Below are 17,239 nucleotides of genomic sequence, written 5' to 3' on the forward strand. Positions count from 1 at the left end.
CGTAATGTCTACATTAAAACAGAACTTGGTCCGATTGCCCGGATTGAGTACCTTGAGCGAAAACTTAAGGTCAGGCAAATTTTAGAATCAATTTTTCAATGCATTCGGTTGGATGTTGGCATGCCAGCCGTACAGCTCGTAATTGTGACGGCATCGGTTGTCACCGTCTTGGGCTATTGGGTGCGTGGCCACAGCAGTCTGCCCGGCAAACATTGGTTCTTGCTGGCGATCTTGGCCATGGACATGTGGCTTCTTTCAGTCGGGGTCGAGCTTTCGGCCACCACGGCGGCCTGTGCCTTTGGAGTGAGCCGTTGGGCATGGATCGGCTTTGTGCTGCTGCCGACCTTCTGGGCCTTTTTCCTCTACGAATATGCGCTCGGGGCCAAGGTGCCGCGGTTTCTGGTGCCGATCTGCGCCGGGGTTGCGCCGGCGCTGATCACCCTCGCGGCAGTGACAAGCGGCTGGCATGAGAAATTCTACGGGCCGGAAACCAAGTGGATTTTGAGCGAAGAGGGGGCCTACGTCCAATCTGACCATGGCCCGCTCTTTTTTATCGCGATTGCCTATCTTTACATGGTCATCGTGGCTGCGGCGGTGGTGGCGGGCCGTGCCGTACGGACGGCCAACCCCGCGGTGCGCAGCTTTTTCCTAAAGCTCTTCGCCGCGACGCTGATCCCCATGGTGGCCAATCTGGGCTATATTCTGGGCGGGATCACGCTGTTTCACACCGATCCGACGCCCTTTTCCTTTGCGCTTTCGCTGACGCTGGTGGTTTGGCTGGTGGCTGACAACCGCTGGATCGATGTCAACGCGATCGCGCGGGAGCTGTTGTTCTACAACAGCACCGACCCGGTTTTCGTGGTCGACCCATCAGGGGTTGCGATTGAGACGAACCCGGCTGCGGCCGACCTGTTGCGCCGCGGCGCAGAGCCCGAAGCACCGCTGAGCGAGTTCGGAGAGCTGGGGCCAGTCATTCGCCATCTCGCGGCCCACGGTAGCCTGCCGGACGTGACCGATATCCAGTTGGGCCACCGCCATTTCGCCGTACGCGCTCATGCGATTTCCTTGGGTGTCGGGCAAAAACAGGTCGGTTGGGCGGTGGCGCTCTTGGATGTGACGGTGCAAAAGATCGCCGCTCAGAAAGCGATCGCCGCCGAGCAGATGCAGATGCAGTTCCTTGCCACGGTGAGCCATGAGTTGCGGACCCCACTGACGGTGATCAACGGCGCGCTTGGCCTGCTGTCACAGGGCGGCGCAAAGCTGAGCGATGCGCAAAAGGCCCGTTTGCTTGGAAAGGCCACAGACGGTTCCGAGACGCTGACGACGCTGGTTAACGATCTGATCGACACGCAAAGCCTGAGCAGTGCGGCGTTCAGCATTGACCTTCAATCTGTGGCACTTGGCCCTCTGGTGCAGGGCGCTGTGGCGCGCGCGGAAAGCCTGCAACCCGACAAGGATATCCGTTTCACCTGCGCGTTGTCTGATGCCCCCCTGACCGTGCAGGCGGATGCAGAGCGGTTGGGTCAGGTTTTTGGCAATGTGCTTTCGAACGCGGTGAAGTTCTCTTTGCCTGGCGGTTTGGTAGAAGTCAGCCTTGAGCAAGCCGAAGGCATGGCGCTGGTGCAGGTAAGCGATAGCGGCTGCGGCATTCCTCCGGGGGCGGAAGAGCAGGTCTTTGCCCGTTTCTCGCAGCTTGACGGCTCCGACACGAAAACCGCCTATGGCAGCGGTCTGGGGATGCATATCACGCGGCAAATTCTGGACCGGCACGGCGGCAGTATCCGCTATGTCAGCGCGCCGGGTGTCGGCACGACCTTTACGATTTCTTTACCCTTGGTGGCCTAACGCAAACCGCCCGGCCATTGCTGGCCGGGCGGTCAATTGCTTGGCGATGTGGCTTGGGCTTAGCCCTTGGCGAACTCGGGGTAGGCTTCCATCCCCAGTTCGGACATGTCCAGACCGGTGATCTCGGCTTCTTCGCTGACGCGGATGCCACCGGCAGCTTTCAGGATCAGCCAGACAACGAAGCTGACGACGAAGACAAAGAGGCCAACCGCGGCAAAGCCGATGATCTGTGTGACGAAGGATGTGCCCTCGGTATAGACTGGCACAACCAGCGTGCCCCAGAAGCCAGCGATCAGGTGAACCGGGATCGCGCCGACCACGTCATCGATCTTGAACTTGTCGAGCATGGGCACGGTGAAGACCACGATGACACCACCCACGGCACCGATCCAAAGCGCGCCGAACAATGTCGGGTCAAGCGGCCCGGCAGTGATCGAGACGAGGCCCGCCAGCGCGCCGTTCAGCACCATGGTCAGGTCGACCTTTTTGTACATCACCTGTGTCAGGATCAGCGCAGCAACAGCACCGGCGGCAGCGGCCATATTGGTGTTGGCAAAGATCTGCGCCACGGCGTCGACATCTTCGATTGTGCCCATGGCAAGCTGCGACGCACCGTTAAAGCCGAACCAGCCCATCCACAGGATGAACGTGCCCAAAGTGGCGAGCGCAAGGTTGGAACCCGGCATCGGCACAACGCGGCCATCTTTGCCGTATTTGCCCAAACGTGGCCCCAGTACGATGGCACCAGCGAGGGCGGCAAAGCCACCAGCGGCGTGCACAAGGGTCGACCCGGCAAAGTCGCTAAAGCCCATTGCGGAAAGGAAACCGCCGCCCCACTGCCAAGATGCTTCGATCGGGTAGATGAAGCCGGTCAGCACGACCACGAAGATCAGGAAGGGCCAGAGTTTGATCCGCTCGGCCAGCGCGCCGGACACGATGGAGGCGGTGGTGGCGCAGAACATCAACTGAAAGAAGAAGTCGGAAGCGTTGGAATAGCCGCCTGCGTCAATCTCGGTCTTGATGTCTTTGGTGGCGAAGGTGCCAAAGACGCCTTCCATGATCCAATTGCCGTCACCGGGGTACATGATGTTGTAGCCCACCAGCCAATACATGACCGCCGCAATGGCAAAGAGGCCCATGTTCTTGGTCAACTGCGTTGTGACGTTCTTGGAGCGGACAAGTCCGGCTTCCAGCATGGCGAAACCCGCCGCCATCCAAAAGACGAGGAAACCGCCGATCAGGAAAAGCAGGGTGTTGAAGATGAAGGTCGTATCCGCCAGCGTCGCGTATTCCGCGTCCTGTGCCAGCGCCAGCCCGGGCAGGGCGATGACCGCCGCTGCGAGGGGAAGTATTAAGGTGGGTTTCATATGGTCGTTTCCTGTCTGCGGGTCCGAATGCGTGCTTACCGAAGCGGGCGGCTGCCCGTGCAGCATGAGAAAACCGGATATCGGGCGCTCTTGGACAGGTTTGCTTGCCATATTTGCGCCATTGCTTGGCAGTGCTGCCTAAAAAGCGGGCGCCGGCTGGAATCTGCCTATAAATTAATCAGACATTTGACGCCGATTGGACCTTGCAGCGCTAAACAAACCGCTGCAGTCAGGCTAAAGTGGCGAAAAATAGGGCCGAGCAGGCGATTTTATGACTGACAAGAACAAGCGCAAACGCCCTCTGGTCGCCGACAGGCGGTATCCGGGCAAGGCCAAACCCAAGCCCAAGACCTCTGCGCGGGCCAAACCGGCCACGCGCAAGGCAGCACCGGCCCGCCGCAAGGCCGCGCGCACCAAACGCCCTCGGCGCGGGGGAATCATTGGTTTCTTTGCTGGCTTGGCCCGTTGGATTTGGCGTTTGATCTGGACGATCACATGGCGCGTGAGCCTTGTGGCCTTCCTCGTTCTCGCCTTGGCTGTCGGCTATATCTATACCACCATTCCGCCGCTCGAAGCGCTGTTGGATGGCCGCGCGCGCGGCTCTGTCACCATGCTCGACCGGGAGGGAGAGGTCTTTGCCTGGCGCGGCGACCAGTTTGGCGGCGTGGTCTCGGCAGACTCGGTGTCCAAACATCTGCGAAACGCGGTCATCGCCACCGAAGACAAGCGATTCTACAACCATCTCGGGGTCAGCCCCCGGGGCATCGCCTCGGCGGTGCGGATCAACCTAAGCGAGGGCCGCGGCCCTCTTTCCGGCCATGGCGGGTCGACCATCACCCAGCAGACGGCCAAACTGCTTTGCCTGGGCGAGCCCTATGACCCCAGCAGCGGCATGACGGAAAAGGAATATGAGGCGGAATGCCGTCGCTCTTCCTTGGGCCGCAAAGCCAAAGAAGCGCTTTTTGCCGTCGCAATGGAGATTAAATACTCCAAGAGCGACATCCTTTCGATCTATCTGAACCGTGCCTACATGGGCGGCGGTGCCTTTGGCGCAGAGGCCGCGGCGCAGCGATTCTTCGGCAAGCCCGCCGCGGCGCTTTCGCCGTCTGAGGGCGCGATGCTGGCCGGTCTTTTGACCGCGCCCACAACCCTATCGCCCACCAACAATCTGGATCGCTCGCAAAGCCGTGCCGCCACGGTGATCCGCCTGATGGAAGATCAGGGCTATCTGACCGCAGCCGAGGCTGACGAAGCCATCGCCAATCCCGCGCAACTGTCCGAGGCGGCAGAGGCCGAGGCGGGCGGCTATTTCGCCGATTGGGTCATGTCCTCGGGGCCGGAGTTCTTTACCCGCAACACCACCGAAGATGTCATCATCAAAACCACCCTCGACCAGCGCATCCAGCGCGCGGCAGAGGAGGGGCTGAAATGGGTCTTTGAAAACAAGGTGCGCGACACCTCCAAAGCGCAGGCGGCCATCGTGGTGATGTCTTCTGATGGGGCGGTGCGGGCGCTGGTCGGCGGGCGCAAGACCAAGGTCGCGGGCGCGTTCAACCGTGCCACGCAGGCGATGCGCCAGACCGGGTCGGCGTTCAAACCCTTCATCTATGCCGCGGCGCTTGATCTGGGCTATTCGCCCGAAGACATCATCGTGGACGAACCCTACTGCCTGAACATCCCCGGTTCGGGTGAGTGGTGCCCCAAGAACTACACCAAGAACTTCAAAGGCCCGGTCTCCCTGACAGACGCGCTGAAAGACTCGTTGAATATCCCGGCGGTCAAAGTCTCGGAAAGCGTAGGCCGCGAGACGGTGAGTGCGGTCGCCACGCAGTTCGGCATCAAAAGCGATCTGGCCGCAGGCCCGGCGCTGGCACTTGGCGCATCGGAAAGCACCCTGCTCGAGATGACGGGCGCCTATGCGGGCATCCTGAACGGCGGCTCTTCGGTGACCCCCTACGGGCTGGTCGATCTGCGCCTTTTGGGCGAGACGGAGCCGCTGATGGGCACCGGCGGCGGTATCAACGAACGGGTCATCCAAGAAGATGCCGCGCGCCAGTTGGTCTATATGATGGAGAAGGTGATCTCGGAGGGAACCGGCCAGCGCGCCCAGTTTGGCGACCGTCAACTGGCAGGCAAGACCGGCACCACCTCGGCCAACAAAGACGCTTGGTTCGTCGGCTTTTCGGCGGATTATGTGGCCGGGGTCTGGATGGGCTATGATGACAACACGCCGCTCACCGGGGTCACAGGCGGTGGCCTGCCCGCAGAGATTTGGCGCGAAACCATGAGCCGCGTGCATGATGGGCTGCCCCTCAAGGAGTTGCCGATGCAGGCGCCCGCCCCGCCCAGCAACCTGAGCGAAGCGCAGCCCGAACCGCAGCCACAGCCGCAGCAACCGCAGGGCGGGGGCAATCAGGGGGGCGGCGGCGCGGACAATGTGATCGACCGCGTTCTGCGTGACATCTTTGGCGGCGGCAGCAGCGGCAGTGGCGCCAGCGCGCCTGCACCCAGTTTCCTCGACCGCTAAGGCGGTCGGGGCGGCGGCCCGAGAAAAAAATGGCACTGGGTTATCAAAATCATTATCAATTCCCCATAAGCGGGAAGCGTGTCGGGTTCTGTGTGGGCAGCTTCGAAAGGGATTGATGCAAAGCGATGTGGTGAACAGGGGGCTGTCCGAACTGCGTCGCGTGCGCGGGCGCAGCCGTGGGCTTTATTGGGCTGTGGCCTTGTTCAGCCTATTCGCCAATATGCTCATGCTTACCGGCCCGCTGTATATGTTGCAGGTCTATGACCGGGTGCTCGGCTCCGGCTCCGAAGAGACGCTGATCGCCCTCTCGGTTCTTGTGGTCTTTCTCTATGCGGTGATGGGGCTCTTGGATTACACGCGCGGCCGGATCATGGCGCGGGTGGGCGCGCGGTTTCAATCCGATCTCGACCGGCGGGTGTTCGACGCGGTGGTGCGCAAATCCGCCGTGGCCCCGGATGTGAAGACCAACGCGGGCCTTGCCGATCTTGAAGCCGTGCAACGGCTGATGACATCGCCGGTTCTGATGGCCGCCTTCGATGCACCTTGGACGCCGATCTTTTTCGCGGCGATCTTTCTGTTCCACCCGATGCTGGGGTGGCTGGCGGTGAGCGGCGCGGCGGTGCTGGTGGTGATCACCATTGCCAACCAGTTGCTGTCGCGCGAAAGCCAAGCGCGTGCAAACCTCTCGGGGCAGGCAGCGAACGCAATGTCGGACCAGATCAGGGTCGAGGCTGAGATGGTGCAAGCGATGGGGATGCGTGACGCGGCATTCTCGCGCTGGCAACAGGCCCGGGGTCAGGCGTTGGAGCAGCAGGTCAAATCGACCGACGTGGGCGGCACGTTCACCGCGATGACCAAGACGCTGCGGTTGTTTCTGCAGTCCGCCATGCTGGGGCTCGGCGCGTGGTTGGTCTTGAAAAACCAGATGACGCCGGGCGCGATGATCGCAGGCTCGATCCTGCTGGGCCGGGCGCTGGCGCCGGTCGAACTGGCATTGAATCAATGGCCGGTGGTGCAGCGGGGGCGGTCCGGTTGGGCCAATCTGGCGCAGCTTCTCGGCGCCTTGAGCGAAGAACCCCCGCGCACCGCGCTGCCGCAGCCCAAAGCGCGGCTGGTCGCCAAGGCGCTGACCGTCGTGGCACCGGGCGAGAAACAGGCGGCGCTCAAGTCGATCAATTTTACCGTCGAGCCGGGGCAGGCGGTGGGCGTGATCGGCCCGTCGGGGGCGGGGAAGTCGACATTGGCGCGCACGCTCACCGGGGTCTGGCCGCCTGCGGGCGGATCGATCCGGCTGGATGGGGCCGCCCTTGAGCATTACGGGAGCGAAACCTTGGGGCGGCATATCGGATACCTGCCGCAGCGCGTCCAATTGTTCGATGGCACCATCGCCGAGAATATCGCCCGGCTGTCCCCCGACCCCGACGATGCCAAAGTGATCAAGGCCGCCAAATTGGCGGCGGCGCATGAGATGATCCTCGAATTCCCCCAAGGCTATGACACGCCCATTCGCGCGGGGCAGGTGCGGCTTTCTGGCGGACAGATGCAGCGCATCGGGCTGGCACGGGCGCTTTATGATGACCCGGTGATCGTGGTGCTGGATGAGCCGAATTCGAACCTCGACAATACCGGTTCTCAGGCGTTGAACCACGCAATCCGGCAGATGAAGGCGAGCGGGCGGTCGGTGCTGATCATGGCACATCGCCCAGCGGCCATTCAGGAATGTGACACGCTGCTGGTTCTCGATAACGGCATCCGCAAGCCTTTGGTCCCAAGGATGAGGTGCTTGCCGGGATGGTGCAAAACCACCGCGAGATTCAGCAGGCCCCCCCGCGGTCGGGGGGCGTGGTATGACCGATCACGGCGACAAACGCTGGTCGGCAACCCGGCCCCTGATCCTTGGGTTCTTCGGGCTGATCTTGCTTTTCGGCGGTTTTGGGACTTGGGCCGTGACCAGCCAAATCGCCGGGGCGGTGGTGGCTTCGGGCCGGATCGAAGTCGACCGCAACCGGCAGATCGTCCAGCATGAAACCGGTGGTGTGGTGGCCGAAATCCTTGTGGATGAGGGCGACAGTGTCGCCGCCGGTGACGCTTTGCTGCGTCTGGATGCAGAGCAGCTGACCTCGCAATTGGCCATCGTCGAGGGCCAGCTTTATGAGCTTATGGCCCGCCGCAGCCGTCTGGAAGCGCAGCGCGATGAAGTCGAGGCGGTCACCTTTGACGAAGAGTTGCGAACCGCTGCCTCCGAAAATCCCGACGTGCAGGAACTGGTGGACGGCCAGCGCAACCTGTTTGACGCGCGCCGCGTCAGCGTGGCCCAAGAGCTTGAGCAATTGGGCAAACGCCGGGCGCAGATCAACGCGCAAATCCGCGGGGTCGATGCGCAAGAGGCCGCGCTATCGCGCCAGTTGGAGCTGATCGAAGAGGAGTTGGGTAATCAGCAGTCGCTGCTGGACCGTGGCCTGACGCAGGCCTCTGCCGTCTTGACGCTGATGCGCGAGCAGGCCCGTCTGCGCGGCCAGATCGGCGAGTTGTCGGCGCAAAAGGCGCAATCCCAAGAGCGGGTGACAGAGATTGACATCGAGCGGCTGAAACTGCGCTCCGCCGGGCGGGAAGAGGCGATCACCCAGTTGCGCGACCTGCGCTACCGCGAGTTGGAGATGGCCGAACAGCGCCGCGCGCTCAGGGCCGAGATTGACCGGCTTGATATTCGCGCGCCGGTGTCGGGGGTGATCTATGGGATGCAGATCCAAACCCCGCGGTCGGTCGTGCGCGCGGCGGAGCCGTTGATGTACCTCGTCCCCCAAGATCGCCCGCTGGTCATCGCCGCGCGGGTCCAGACCATCCACATCGATCAGGTCGCCGTGGGCCAAGAGGTCAATCTGCGTCTTTCGGCGTTGAACCAGCGCACCACGCCGGAACTGGTGGGCAAGGTCTTGCAGGTCTCTGCCGATTCCATTGACGACGACGCGACCGGGCAAACCTATTACCGGGCCGAGATTGCGCTTAACCCCGGCGAGATCGACAAGCTGGAAGAGGGCACGATCTTGCTGCCCGGCATGCCGGTTGAGGCGTTTATCCGCACCGGCGAACGCTCTCCGATGGCCTATCTGTTGAAACCGATGGCCGACTATTTTGCGCGCGCGTTCCGCGAAAGCTGATGCGCGGCGCCGGGCGGGCGGCAAAGGGGCTTTTCCTCGGGGCGGAGGGCGGTTAGCGTCCGCTTGAACCCGCAACCAAAGGAAGCCCGTCATGTCCCTGACCGCCCGCCTTGCCGATCTCGGCATCACCCTGCCCGACGCGCCCGCACCGGCCGCGAACTATGTGCCCTTTGTGGTCACCGGCAATACCGTCTATGTTTCGGGCCAAATCTCCAACGGGCCGGATGGGTTGATCACCGGGCGTTTGGGCGACGGTATGGATGTCGACGCCGGGGCCGCCGCCGCGCGCAGCTGTGCGCTGAGCCTTTTGGCGCAGGTCCGCGCTGCTTGCGGAGGCGATCTGGACCGTCTCATACGGGTTGTGAAACTGACGGGCTTCGTGAACTCAACCGCCGATTTCACTGACCAGCCCAAGGTCATCAACGGGGCCTCCGACTTCATGGTCGAGGCTTTGGGCGACGCGGGCCGCCACGCCCGCTCGGCGGTCTCTGCCGCATCACTGCCACTGGGTGTCGCCGTCGAAATCGAAGGCATTTTTGAGATCGAATGACCCTTCCCGCCGCCTTTCTGGACATTCCGCTGGCGCATCGCGCGCTGCATGATCTCTCTGCCGGGCGGCCCGAGAACAGCCGCGCCGCCGTGCGGGCGGCTGTCGATGCAGGTGTCGGCATCGAGATTGATGTACAACTCAGCGCCGATAACAAGGCGATGGTGTTCCATGACTATGCTTTGGAGCGGCTGACACCAGAGCGCGGCGCGGTCCGGCTGCGTGAGGCCAGCGCCCTTGCCGCCATCCCGCTAAAGGGCGGCGACGAGGGGATTCCAACGCTTGAGGAAATCCTCGACCTCATCGCTGGGCGCGTGCCGCTTTTGGTGGAGTTCAAGGATCAAGACGGCGCCATGGGGCCGAACGGGGGCCCGCTTGAGACCGCCGCCGCCGAACTGCTTGGCCGCTACCGGGGCGATTTGGCGGTCATGTCGTTCAATCCGCATTCGGTCCGCGCACTTGCCCATCTTTTGCCCGACGTGCCACGCGGTCTGACCACCAGCGCCTACCGCCCCGATGAATGGCCGCTGCCCGCAGCCACCTGCGATCGGCTGCGGGGCATACCCGACTATGCCGACACCGGCTCCTGTTTCATCAGCCATGAGGCCGATGACCTGAACCGCCCCCGTGTGGCTGAGCTAAAGGCCGAAGGGGCGGCGGTGCTCTGTTGGACGATCCGCAGCCAAGCTGAGGAAGACATCGCGCGTCAGGTGGCGCAGAACGTGACCTTTGAGGGGTATCTGCCGCGTCCGCGCTCTTGATCTGCGAGGCCGAGGCCACACATAGGACGCAAGACAGGCAAGGCTCAGATGAACGCGCAGGAAATCGAGATTACCGTGGTGCCAGAACTGGCACAGATCGGCCAAAAGGACTGGGACGCCTGCGCCTGTCCCGAGGCCGCGGGCGGGGGCCGTCCGCGTGACCCGTTCACGACCTATCGTTTCCTGTCGGCGCTAGAGCAGAGCGGATCGGTCGGCCCCGGCACGGGCTGGCAGCCGCAGTATCTGGTGGCGCGGATTGCGGGCCAAGTGATCGCCGTGGCGCCGATGTATGCCAAATCGCACAGCCAAGGCGAATATATCTTCGACCACAACTGGGCCCATGCCTATGAGCGCGCGGGCGGGCGGTATTACCCCAAACTGCAGATCGCCGTGCCCCACACCCCCGCCACCGGGCGCCGCTTTTTGGTGCGGCCCGAGTTTGAAGAGGCGGGCACCGCCGCGCTGGTTCAAGGCGCGGTGCAGCTGACCGATAATAACGCGCTGTCGTCGCTCCATGTGACCTTTTGCACCGAGCAGGAGGTCGCCCGGGCCGAAGCACTGGGCCTGATGAGCCGCAAAAGCCAGCAGTTTCACTGGCACAACCGCGACTATGCGGATTTCGACGGTTTCCTCGCCAGCCTGTCTTCGCGCAAGCGCAAGAACATCCGCAAAGAACGCGCACAGGCGCAGGATTTTGGCGGCACGATCCACACCTTCACCGGCGACCAGATCGCGCCCGAGCATTGGGATGCCTTTTGGCAGTTCTACCAAGACACCGGCGCGCGGAAATGGGGCTCGCCTTACCTCACGCGGGAATTCTTTGACCACGCGCAAGAAAACCTGCGCGACGATATCGCGCTGGTGCTGGCCGAACGAGAGGGGCGTTGGGTTGCCGGGGCGCTGAACTTCATCGGGGCAGAAACGCTCTTTGGCCGCTACTGGGGCTGTACCGAACACCACCCCTTTCTGCATTTCGAACTGTGCTATTATCGCGCCATGGATTTCGCCATCGCCCATGGGCTTTCCCGTGTCGAGGCGGGTGCGCAGGGCGAACACAAGCTCGCACGTGGCTATCTGCCGTCACCCACATGGTCGCTGCATTGGATGCGCGATCCGGGCTTTGCCTCTGCCGTGGGGGAGTATCTGCAGGCCGAACGCGACGCCGTGGATGAGGAAATCAGCGTGCTGACCGACTACGGCCCCTTCAAAAAGACGACGATCGAGGAACAAGAATGACCGAGAGATTAAGCATCGAGACCCGTAAGACGCTGCTGCAACCGCTGTTCAATACCGGCTGGGAGATGGTCGAAAGCCGGGATGCGATCCACAAGACGTTCAAGTTCAAGGATTTCGCCGACGCCTTTGGCTGGATGACAAGGGTGGCTATTTGGGCGGAAAAGTGGAATCACCATCCCGAATGGAGCAATGTTTACCACCGCGTGGAGGTGACGTTGATCACCCATGACGTGGATGGGCTAAGCTCGCTCGACGCGAAATTGGCGCGCAAGATGGATGGTCTCTTTGGGGCCGGGAAAGACTGACGGAGAGACCGGATGCAAGATTTGTTTGAAACGGAACTGTGGCAGGGCAAGACGATTGCCGATCTGCTGACACTGGAGTTTCTTGCCAGCGCGGCAGGCTCGGTGATCGGCGCGATTGTGATCCTGTTGCTGGGGTGGGTCATCTCAAGTTGGCTGCAACACCGTGTCGAAAACCTTGGCAAGCGGAACAAGCACCTCGACGAGATGCTGTTCGAATTTCTGGCTTCCATCGTGCGCTATGTGGTGCTGGGCTTTACCGTTTTGTTCGTGCTCAACACTTTCGGGGTCAAGACGACCTCGGTCGTGGCGGTTATCGGTGCGGCGGGTCTGGCGATTGGTCTGGCCCTGCAGGGCACCCTGTCGAACGTGGCCGCCGGGGTCATGCTTATCCTCTTTCGCCCGATCAAGATCGGCGATTTCGTTGTGATCGCGGGCGAGATGGGCACGGTCAAACAGATCAACCTGAACTACACCGTGCTGGCCGACCTCAGCAATGTGCAGGTCATCGTGCCGAACTCTGAGGTTTGGGGCAATGTCATCACCAACTATTCCGTCAACCCGACCCGCCGTGCGGAATGGACCTTTGGCGTGGGCTATGGCGCGAACCTCAAGACCGCCGAAGAGATCATTCGCAGCACGATCATGGCGGATGAACGCGCCCATGCCGATCCTGAGCCCTTCATTCAGGTGAACAATCTCAACGACAGTTCGGTCGATTTCCTTGTGCGGGTCTGGTGCAGCGCGGGGGATTATTTTGCCTTCAAGGCCGATATGACCCGCAAGGTCAAAGAGGCGTTGGATGAAGGCGGGGTGGATATTCCGTTCCCCACACGCACCATCGTGCAGGCTACGGAATAGGCCTTCGCGTCTGTGGCCCTTCACGGGGCACCCCCATCAGTAAAACGCCCGGCCAATCTGGCCGGGCGTTCGCATTTTACATATTGTCCAGCAGTGCTTCGCCGCCGGAAATCTCGCAGGTGCCGGGGCTTTCCTCGGGCTGCCACAGTGTCACCTTGCCGTCTTCGACGAGCATCGCATAGCGTTTGGACCGGCTGACCAGCCCGGCACCTTCGGCGTCGAACTCCATGCCGATGGCGCGGGTGAATGCGCTGCTGGCGTCGGCCAACATGGTGATCCCGGCCTCACTCGCGCCGGTCGCTTCGCCCCACGCTTTCATCACGAAAGGGTCGTTGCAGGAGACGCAGATCACCTCATCCACGCCTTTGGCGTCGAACTGATCTTTGGTGCGCACGAAGCTCGGCACATGGGCAGAGTGGCAGGTGGGCGTGAACGCACCCGGCACGGCAAAGATCACCACTTTGCGGCCCTTGAGCTTGTCAGCCATCTGCACCGGCTCGGGCCCATCCGCGCCCATCTGAACCAGTTTCGCGTCCGGCAGCGTCGAACCTTGAGAAATCGTCATGGGATAGTCTCTCCTGTCATTGCGGTTGTCTTGGGGCCAGATATAGGCTTTGACCGCGACTGAGACCAGATCAATCGGGGGTAGGCAAATGCAGCATGTGGTGGTGATCGGAGCCGGGCAGGCGGGGGCCTCTTGCGTGGCCAAACTGCGCAATGGCGGGTTCGAGGGCAAGATCACCCTGATCGGGGCCGAGCCTTGCCCGCCCTACCAACGCCCGCCTCTGTCTAAAGGGTACCTGCTAGGCGATATGACACTGGAGCGGCTGTTTCTGCGGCCCGAGGCCTTCTATGCCGACCAAGGGATCGCGCTCAAGACCGATTGCCGCGTTACCGCGCTTGACCCCGAGGCGCGTGTTCTGAGCACGACCGAGGGCGAGGTCGCCTATGACGAACTGGTGCTCGCTACCGGCTCCCTCCCGCGTCGGCTGCCAGCGGCGATTGGCGGGGATCTGAAAGGCGTCTTTACCGTGCGTGATCTGGCGGATGTGGATGCCATGGCGCCGCGTTTCGTGAAGGGCGCGAAGGTTCTGATCGTCGGCGGTGGCTACATCGGGCTGGAAGCCGCGGCTGTCGCGGCCAAGCTGGGGCTAGAGGTCACGCTGGTGGAAATGGCCGACCGCATCCTGCAGCGCGTCGCAGCGCCCGAGACCAGTGATTATTTCCGCGCCCTGCATGAAGGCCACGGCGTGACCCTGCGCGAAGGCGTGGGGCTTGAGCGGCTCTTGGGCGAAGGCCACGTCACCGGCGCACGGCTGAGCGATGGGACAGAGATTGCCGCCGATTTCGTCATCACCGGCGTGGGCATCGAGCCCGACATCGCGTTGGCCAAAGCAGCAGGGATCGAGATCGACAACGGCATCAAGGTCGACGCGCAGGGCCGCACGAGTGTGCCGGGCATCTGGGCGGCGGGGGATTGCACCTCTTTCCCCTATCGCGGCGGGCGTATCCGGTTGGAAAGCGTGCCCAATGCCATCGATCAGGCCGAGGTGGTCGCTGAAAATATCCTCGGCGCGGGTAAGGAATACATCGCCAAACCGTGGTTCTGGTCGGACCAATATGACGTGAAACTGCAAATCGCCGGGCTGAACGCAGGCTATGACCGCGTGATCACCCGCCTTGGCGAAGGCAGCGCGTCGTTCTGGTACTACCTTGGCGAAACGTTGCTGGCCGTCGATGCCGCGAACGATCCGCGCGGCTATATGGTGGGCAAACGGCTGATCGAAGCGGGAAAATCGCCAGACCCGGCTTTGGTCGCGGAGTCTCAGACAGACCTAAAGGCATTGCTGAAACCATGAGGATTATCGCTGGGAAATACCGTGGCCGACCGCTTGCCGCGCTTGGCAAGGGCGACGCCGGGGCGCATCTGCGACCGACCTCCGACCGGGTGCGCGAGAGCCTTTTTTCGATGTTGACCCATCACGATGTGATCGAGGGCGCGCGGGTGTTGGACCTGTTCGCAGGCACCGGCGCGCTTGGGTTCGAGGCCCTGTCGCGCGGTGCTGTGTCGGTCTGCTTTGTTGAGAATGGCCGGACAGGTCAGCAGTTGATCGGGGAGAACATGCGCAAACTAGAGGCAGAGGCGGAAACGCGGCTGCTGCGCAATGACGCGACGCGGCTGGGGCCATGCGCACAGGACCCTTTCGATCTGGTCTTCCTTGACCCGCCCTATGGCAAATCCTTGGGACAAAAGGCGCTTGTTGCGGCAGCCGAAGGCGGCTGGTTTGCACCCGGCGCGATGATCGTTTGGGAGGAAAGCGCACCCATGCACGCGCCCGAGGGATTCGCCCGGATCGACACGCGCAAATACGGCGATACCCATGTGACGCTGCTGCAACGGTCTGCAAGCTAACGGCTTTTTGCCGAGCGCTATCCCCTCTCAGGTTGATCCTTGTCTTTTCCGACAGAATAAGTCACCTATTGCCCGAAGGCCCGGCGCGCCCTGCGTCGGGACCAAGGTGATTTTCAAGGAAGGACATTCGATGCGCCTCAAAGCGACCACGGCCATTGCGCTGATCACATGCGCCGCCGCTCCGGCATTTGCACAAGACAAGGCCGAGGTGCTGGGCACCTATGCCGACATCGCGCAGGCGGGCTACGAAGACAGCCTGACTACCGCGCAGACGCTGCAAGCCGCCGTCGAGACGCTGATCGCCACCCCCTCGGCCGATGCGCTTCAGGCTGCGAAAACCGCATGGCTGGCCGCCCGCGTGCCCTACCAGCAGACCGAGGTTTTCCGCTTTGGCAACGCCATCGTCGATGACTGGGAAGGCAAGGTAAACGCTTGGCCGCTGGACGAAGGTCTGATCGACTATGTCGACGCCTCCTATGGCGGCGAGACGGATGAAAACCAATTGGCGGTTCTGAACGTCATCGCCAACCCGACCTTCACGCTGGGCGGGGAAAAGGTGGACGCCACCGAGATCACGCCTGCGCTCCTCGAAGGGCAGTTGCATGAGGCGGGCGCGGTCGAGGCCAATGTCGCCACCGGCTATCACGCCATCGAATTCCTACTCTGGGGCCAAGACCTGAACGGGACTGAGCATGGCGCGGGCAACCGCCCTTGGACCGACTACGCAACCGGGGAAGACTGCACCGGCGACAACTGCGACCGCCGTGGGCAATACCTGAAAGCCGCGACCGATCTGCTGGTCAGAGATTTGGAATGGATGGCCGCTCAATGGGCCGAAGGCGGTGAGGCACGCGCCGCCGTGCTGGCAGACGAAGACGCCGGGATCGACGCGATCCTGACTGGCATGGGCTCGCTCTCCTACGGTGAGCAGGCGGGTGAGCGGATGAAGCTGGGCGTCATGCTCAACGACCCCGAAGAAGAGCACGACTGCTTCTCCGACAACACACACAACAGCCACTATTACGACGGTTTGGGCGTGCGGAACGTCTATCTGGGCGAATACCTGCGCGTCGATGGCCGCGTGGTTTCCGGCGCATCGCTGGCTGACCTCGTGGCCAGCGCCGATGCCACCGTCAACGAAGACCTGCGCGCCAAGCTGAACGCCTCCATGGTGGAACTGGGCCAGATCAAAACCGCCGCCGAAGCGGGTTTCAGCTATGACATGATGCTTGAGCGCGGCAATGCCGAAGGCGAAGCGCTGATCATGGGCGCGGTCGATGCGCTGGTGAACCAGACCCGCGCCATCGAGCGTGCCGTGACGGTTCTGGGCGGTGACGAAATCGCCTTTGAAGGGTCCGACAGCCTCGACGCGCCGGAGGCGGTCTTCCAGTAATCCTAACCCTTCCTCTGGGCCGCTGCGGCGGCCCGGGGCCAGCCAAGGAATACGCAAAACCATGATTGTTTGTCACTGTCAGAACATCACCGATCGCGACATCAACAATGCCATCGACTGGATGCGCGCCTCTGATGCGCGCACGGTCATTACTGCGGGCAAAATCTACCGTGCCTTGGGCAAAGCAGCCGATTGTGGCGGTTGCATGCCTCTGTTCTTGTCTACCATGCGCGGAAATGGCAACTTTTCCGTGCCTGTGCTGACAACCACTCTAAGTCAGGCAAAACCAAACAAGGAGACAGGTTCATGAAGGGCGACGACAAGGTCATCGAATATCTCAACGCGGCATTGCGCAGCGAATTGACAGCCGTGAGCCAGTACTGGCTGCATTACCGGCTGCAAGAAGACTGGGGCTATGGTCGGCTTGCCGATAAATCGCGCGAGGAAAGCATCGAAGAGATGAACCACGCCGACAAGCTGATCGAACGGATCATCTTCCTTGAAGGGCACCCCAACCTGCAAAAGCTGGACGCGCTGCGCATCGGTGAAACGGTCAAGGAATGTCTTGAGTCCGATCTGGCCGCCGAACATGAGGCCCGCACCCTGTACATTGAGGCGCGCAATCACTGCGATCAGGTGGGCGATTACGTCTCAAAGAACCTGTTCGAGGAATTGATTGCCGACGAGGAAGGGCATATCGACTTCCTCGAAACTCAATTGTCGCTTCAGGCCGAACTGGGCGAGGCCGTCTATGGCCAGCTTCAAGCCAAGCCGACAGACGACAGCAAGTAACTTCGACTGGCAGGCCCGGTTTTGGGCCTGCCGCTAT

At 62.0% G+C, this 17,239-nt stretch carries 15 protein-coding genes and 1 pseudogene; 14 read left to right on the top strand and 2 right to left on the bottom strand.

The annotated features are described in order from the left end of the window. Nucleotides 1-120 precede the first annotated feature (120 nt). On the top strand, nt 121-1,845 hold the full coding sequence (locus K3762_RS01675) for a histidine kinase N-terminal 7TM domain-containing protein (RefSeq protein ID WP_260011153.1): 1,725 nt from the start codon (nt 121-123) through the stop codon (nt 1,843-1,845). Nucleotides 1,846-1,904: 59 nt separating this feature from the next. Here the strand turns inward: K3762_RS01675 and amt are convergent, their stop codons facing one another. Next, a complete protein-coding gene (gene amt / locus K3762_RS01680; RefSeq protein ID WP_132444080.1) occupies nt 1,905-3,212 on the bottom strand; it encodes an ammonium transporter in 1,308 nt (435 codons plus the stop codon). Between the two features lie 271 nt (nt 3,213-3,483). Here amt and K3762_RS01685 point away from each other — a divergent pair, with 271 nt between their 5' ends. The 8 genes and pseudogenes from K3762_RS01685 to K3762_RS01720 all read left to right on the top strand — a co-directional run bounded on the left by K3762_RS01685 (nt 3,484) and on the right by K3762_RS01720 (nt 12,604). Then, a complete protein-coding gene (locus K3762_RS01685; protein WP_201722071.1) occupies nt 3,484-5,739 on the top strand; it encodes a transglycosylase domain-containing protein in 2,256 nt (751 codons plus the stop codon). 115 nt (nt 5,740-5,854) lie between these two features. Then, a pseudogene (locus K3762_RS01690) lies at nt 5,855-7,590 on the top strand (type I secretion system permease/ATPase). Next, nucleotides 7,587-8,897: an HlyD family type I secretion periplasmic adaptor subunit gene (locus K3762_RS01695; protein ID WP_132444082.1), complete on the top strand. Its 1,311-nt coding sequence runs from the start codon at nt 7,587-7,589 to the stop codon at nt 8,895-8,897. Before K3762_RS01690 ends, K3762_RS01695 begins: the two are co-directional and overlap by 4 nt. Before the next feature lie 91 nt (nt 8,898-8,988). Further along, nucleotides 8,989-9,447 (top strand): RidA family protein, encoded by a 459-nt coding sequence (locus K3762_RS01700; RefSeq protein WP_132444083.1) that lies wholly within the window; start codon nt 8,989-8,991, stop codon nt 9,445-9,447. Then, on the top strand, nt 9,444-10,205 hold the full coding sequence (locus K3762_RS01705) for a glycerophosphodiester phosphodiesterase family protein (RefSeq protein WP_120349961.1): 762 nt from the start codon (nt 9,444-9,446) through the stop codon (nt 10,203-10,205). Before K3762_RS01700 ends, K3762_RS01705 begins: the two co-directional genes overlap by 4 nt. 48 nt (nt 10,206-10,253) lie before the next feature. After that, nucleotides 10,254-11,441, top strand: a complete 1,188-nt coding sequence (locus K3762_RS01710) for a GNAT family N-acetyltransferase (protein WP_132444084.1) — start codon at nt 10,254-10,256, stop codon at nt 11,439-11,441. Beyond that, on the top strand, nt 11,438-11,746 hold the full coding sequence (locus K3762_RS01715; RefSeq protein WP_132444085.1) for a 4a-hydroxytetrahydrobiopterin dehydratase: 309 nt from the start codon (nt 11,438-11,440) through the stop codon (nt 11,744-11,746). Before K3762_RS01710 ends, K3762_RS01715 begins: the two co-directional genes overlap by 4 nt. Nucleotides 11,747-11,758: 12 nt before the next feature. Beyond that, nucleotides 11,759-12,604: a mechanosensitive ion channel family protein gene (locus K3762_RS01720; RefSeq protein WP_260011163.1), complete on the top strand. Its 846-nt coding sequence runs from the start codon at nt 11,759-11,761 to the stop codon at nt 12,602-12,604. A 76-nt stretch (nt 12,605-12,680) separates the two neighbouring features. Here K3762_RS01720 and K3762_RS01725 read toward each other — a convergent pair whose 3' ends face one another. Next, nucleotides 12,681-13,169 (bottom strand): peroxiredoxin, encoded by a 489-nt coding sequence (locus K3762_RS01725; protein WP_132444087.1) that lies wholly within the window; start codon nt 13,167-13,169, stop codon nt 12,681-12,683. An 88-nt stretch (nt 13,170-13,257) separates the two neighbouring features. Between K3762_RS01725 and K3762_RS01730 the strand changes: the two genes are divergently transcribed. From K3762_RS01730 to bfr, 5 genes are all read left to right on the top strand, one after another. Beyond that, nucleotides 13,258-14,463 (top strand): NAD(P)/FAD-dependent oxidoreductase, encoded by a 1,206-nt coding sequence (locus K3762_RS01730; protein WP_260011167.1) that lies wholly within the window; start codon nt 13,258-13,260, stop codon nt 14,461-14,463. After that, on the top strand, nt 14,460-15,017 hold the full coding sequence (gene rsmD / locus K3762_RS01735) for a 16S rRNA (guanine(966)-N(2))-methyltransferase RsmD (RefSeq protein ID WP_132444089.1): 558 nt from the start codon (nt 14,460-14,462) through the stop codon (nt 15,015-15,017). The genes K3762_RS01730 and rsmD overlap by 4 nt, the downstream gene beginning before the upstream one ends. A 130-nt stretch (nt 15,018-15,147) precedes the next feature. After that, on the top strand, nt 15,148-16,410 hold the full coding sequence (locus tag K3762_RS01740) for an imelysin family protein (protein ID WP_132444090.1): 1,263 nt from the start codon (nt 15,148-15,150) through the stop codon (nt 16,408-16,410). 61 nt (nt 16,411-16,471) lie between these two features. Then, entirely contained in the window at nt 16,472-16,720 is a 249-nt protein-coding gene (locus tag K3762_RS01745) for a bacterioferritin-associated ferredoxin (RefSeq protein WP_067628965.1), read from the top strand. Next, on the top strand, nt 16,717-17,202 hold the full coding sequence (gene bfr / locus K3762_RS01750; RefSeq protein ID WP_067628967.1) for a bacterioferritin: 486 nt from the start codon (nt 16,717-16,719) through the stop codon (nt 17,200-17,202). Before K3762_RS01745 ends, bfr begins: the two co-directional genes overlap by 4 nt. The last annotated feature ends 37 nt before the right edge of the window (nt 17,203-17,239 follow it).

The organism is Sulfitobacter sp. W074, assembly GCF_025142275.1.
GTDB classification, from domain to species: domain Bacteria; phylum Pseudomonadota; class Alphaproteobacteria; order Rhodobacterales; family Rhodobacteraceae; genus Sulfitobacter; species Sulfitobacter profundi.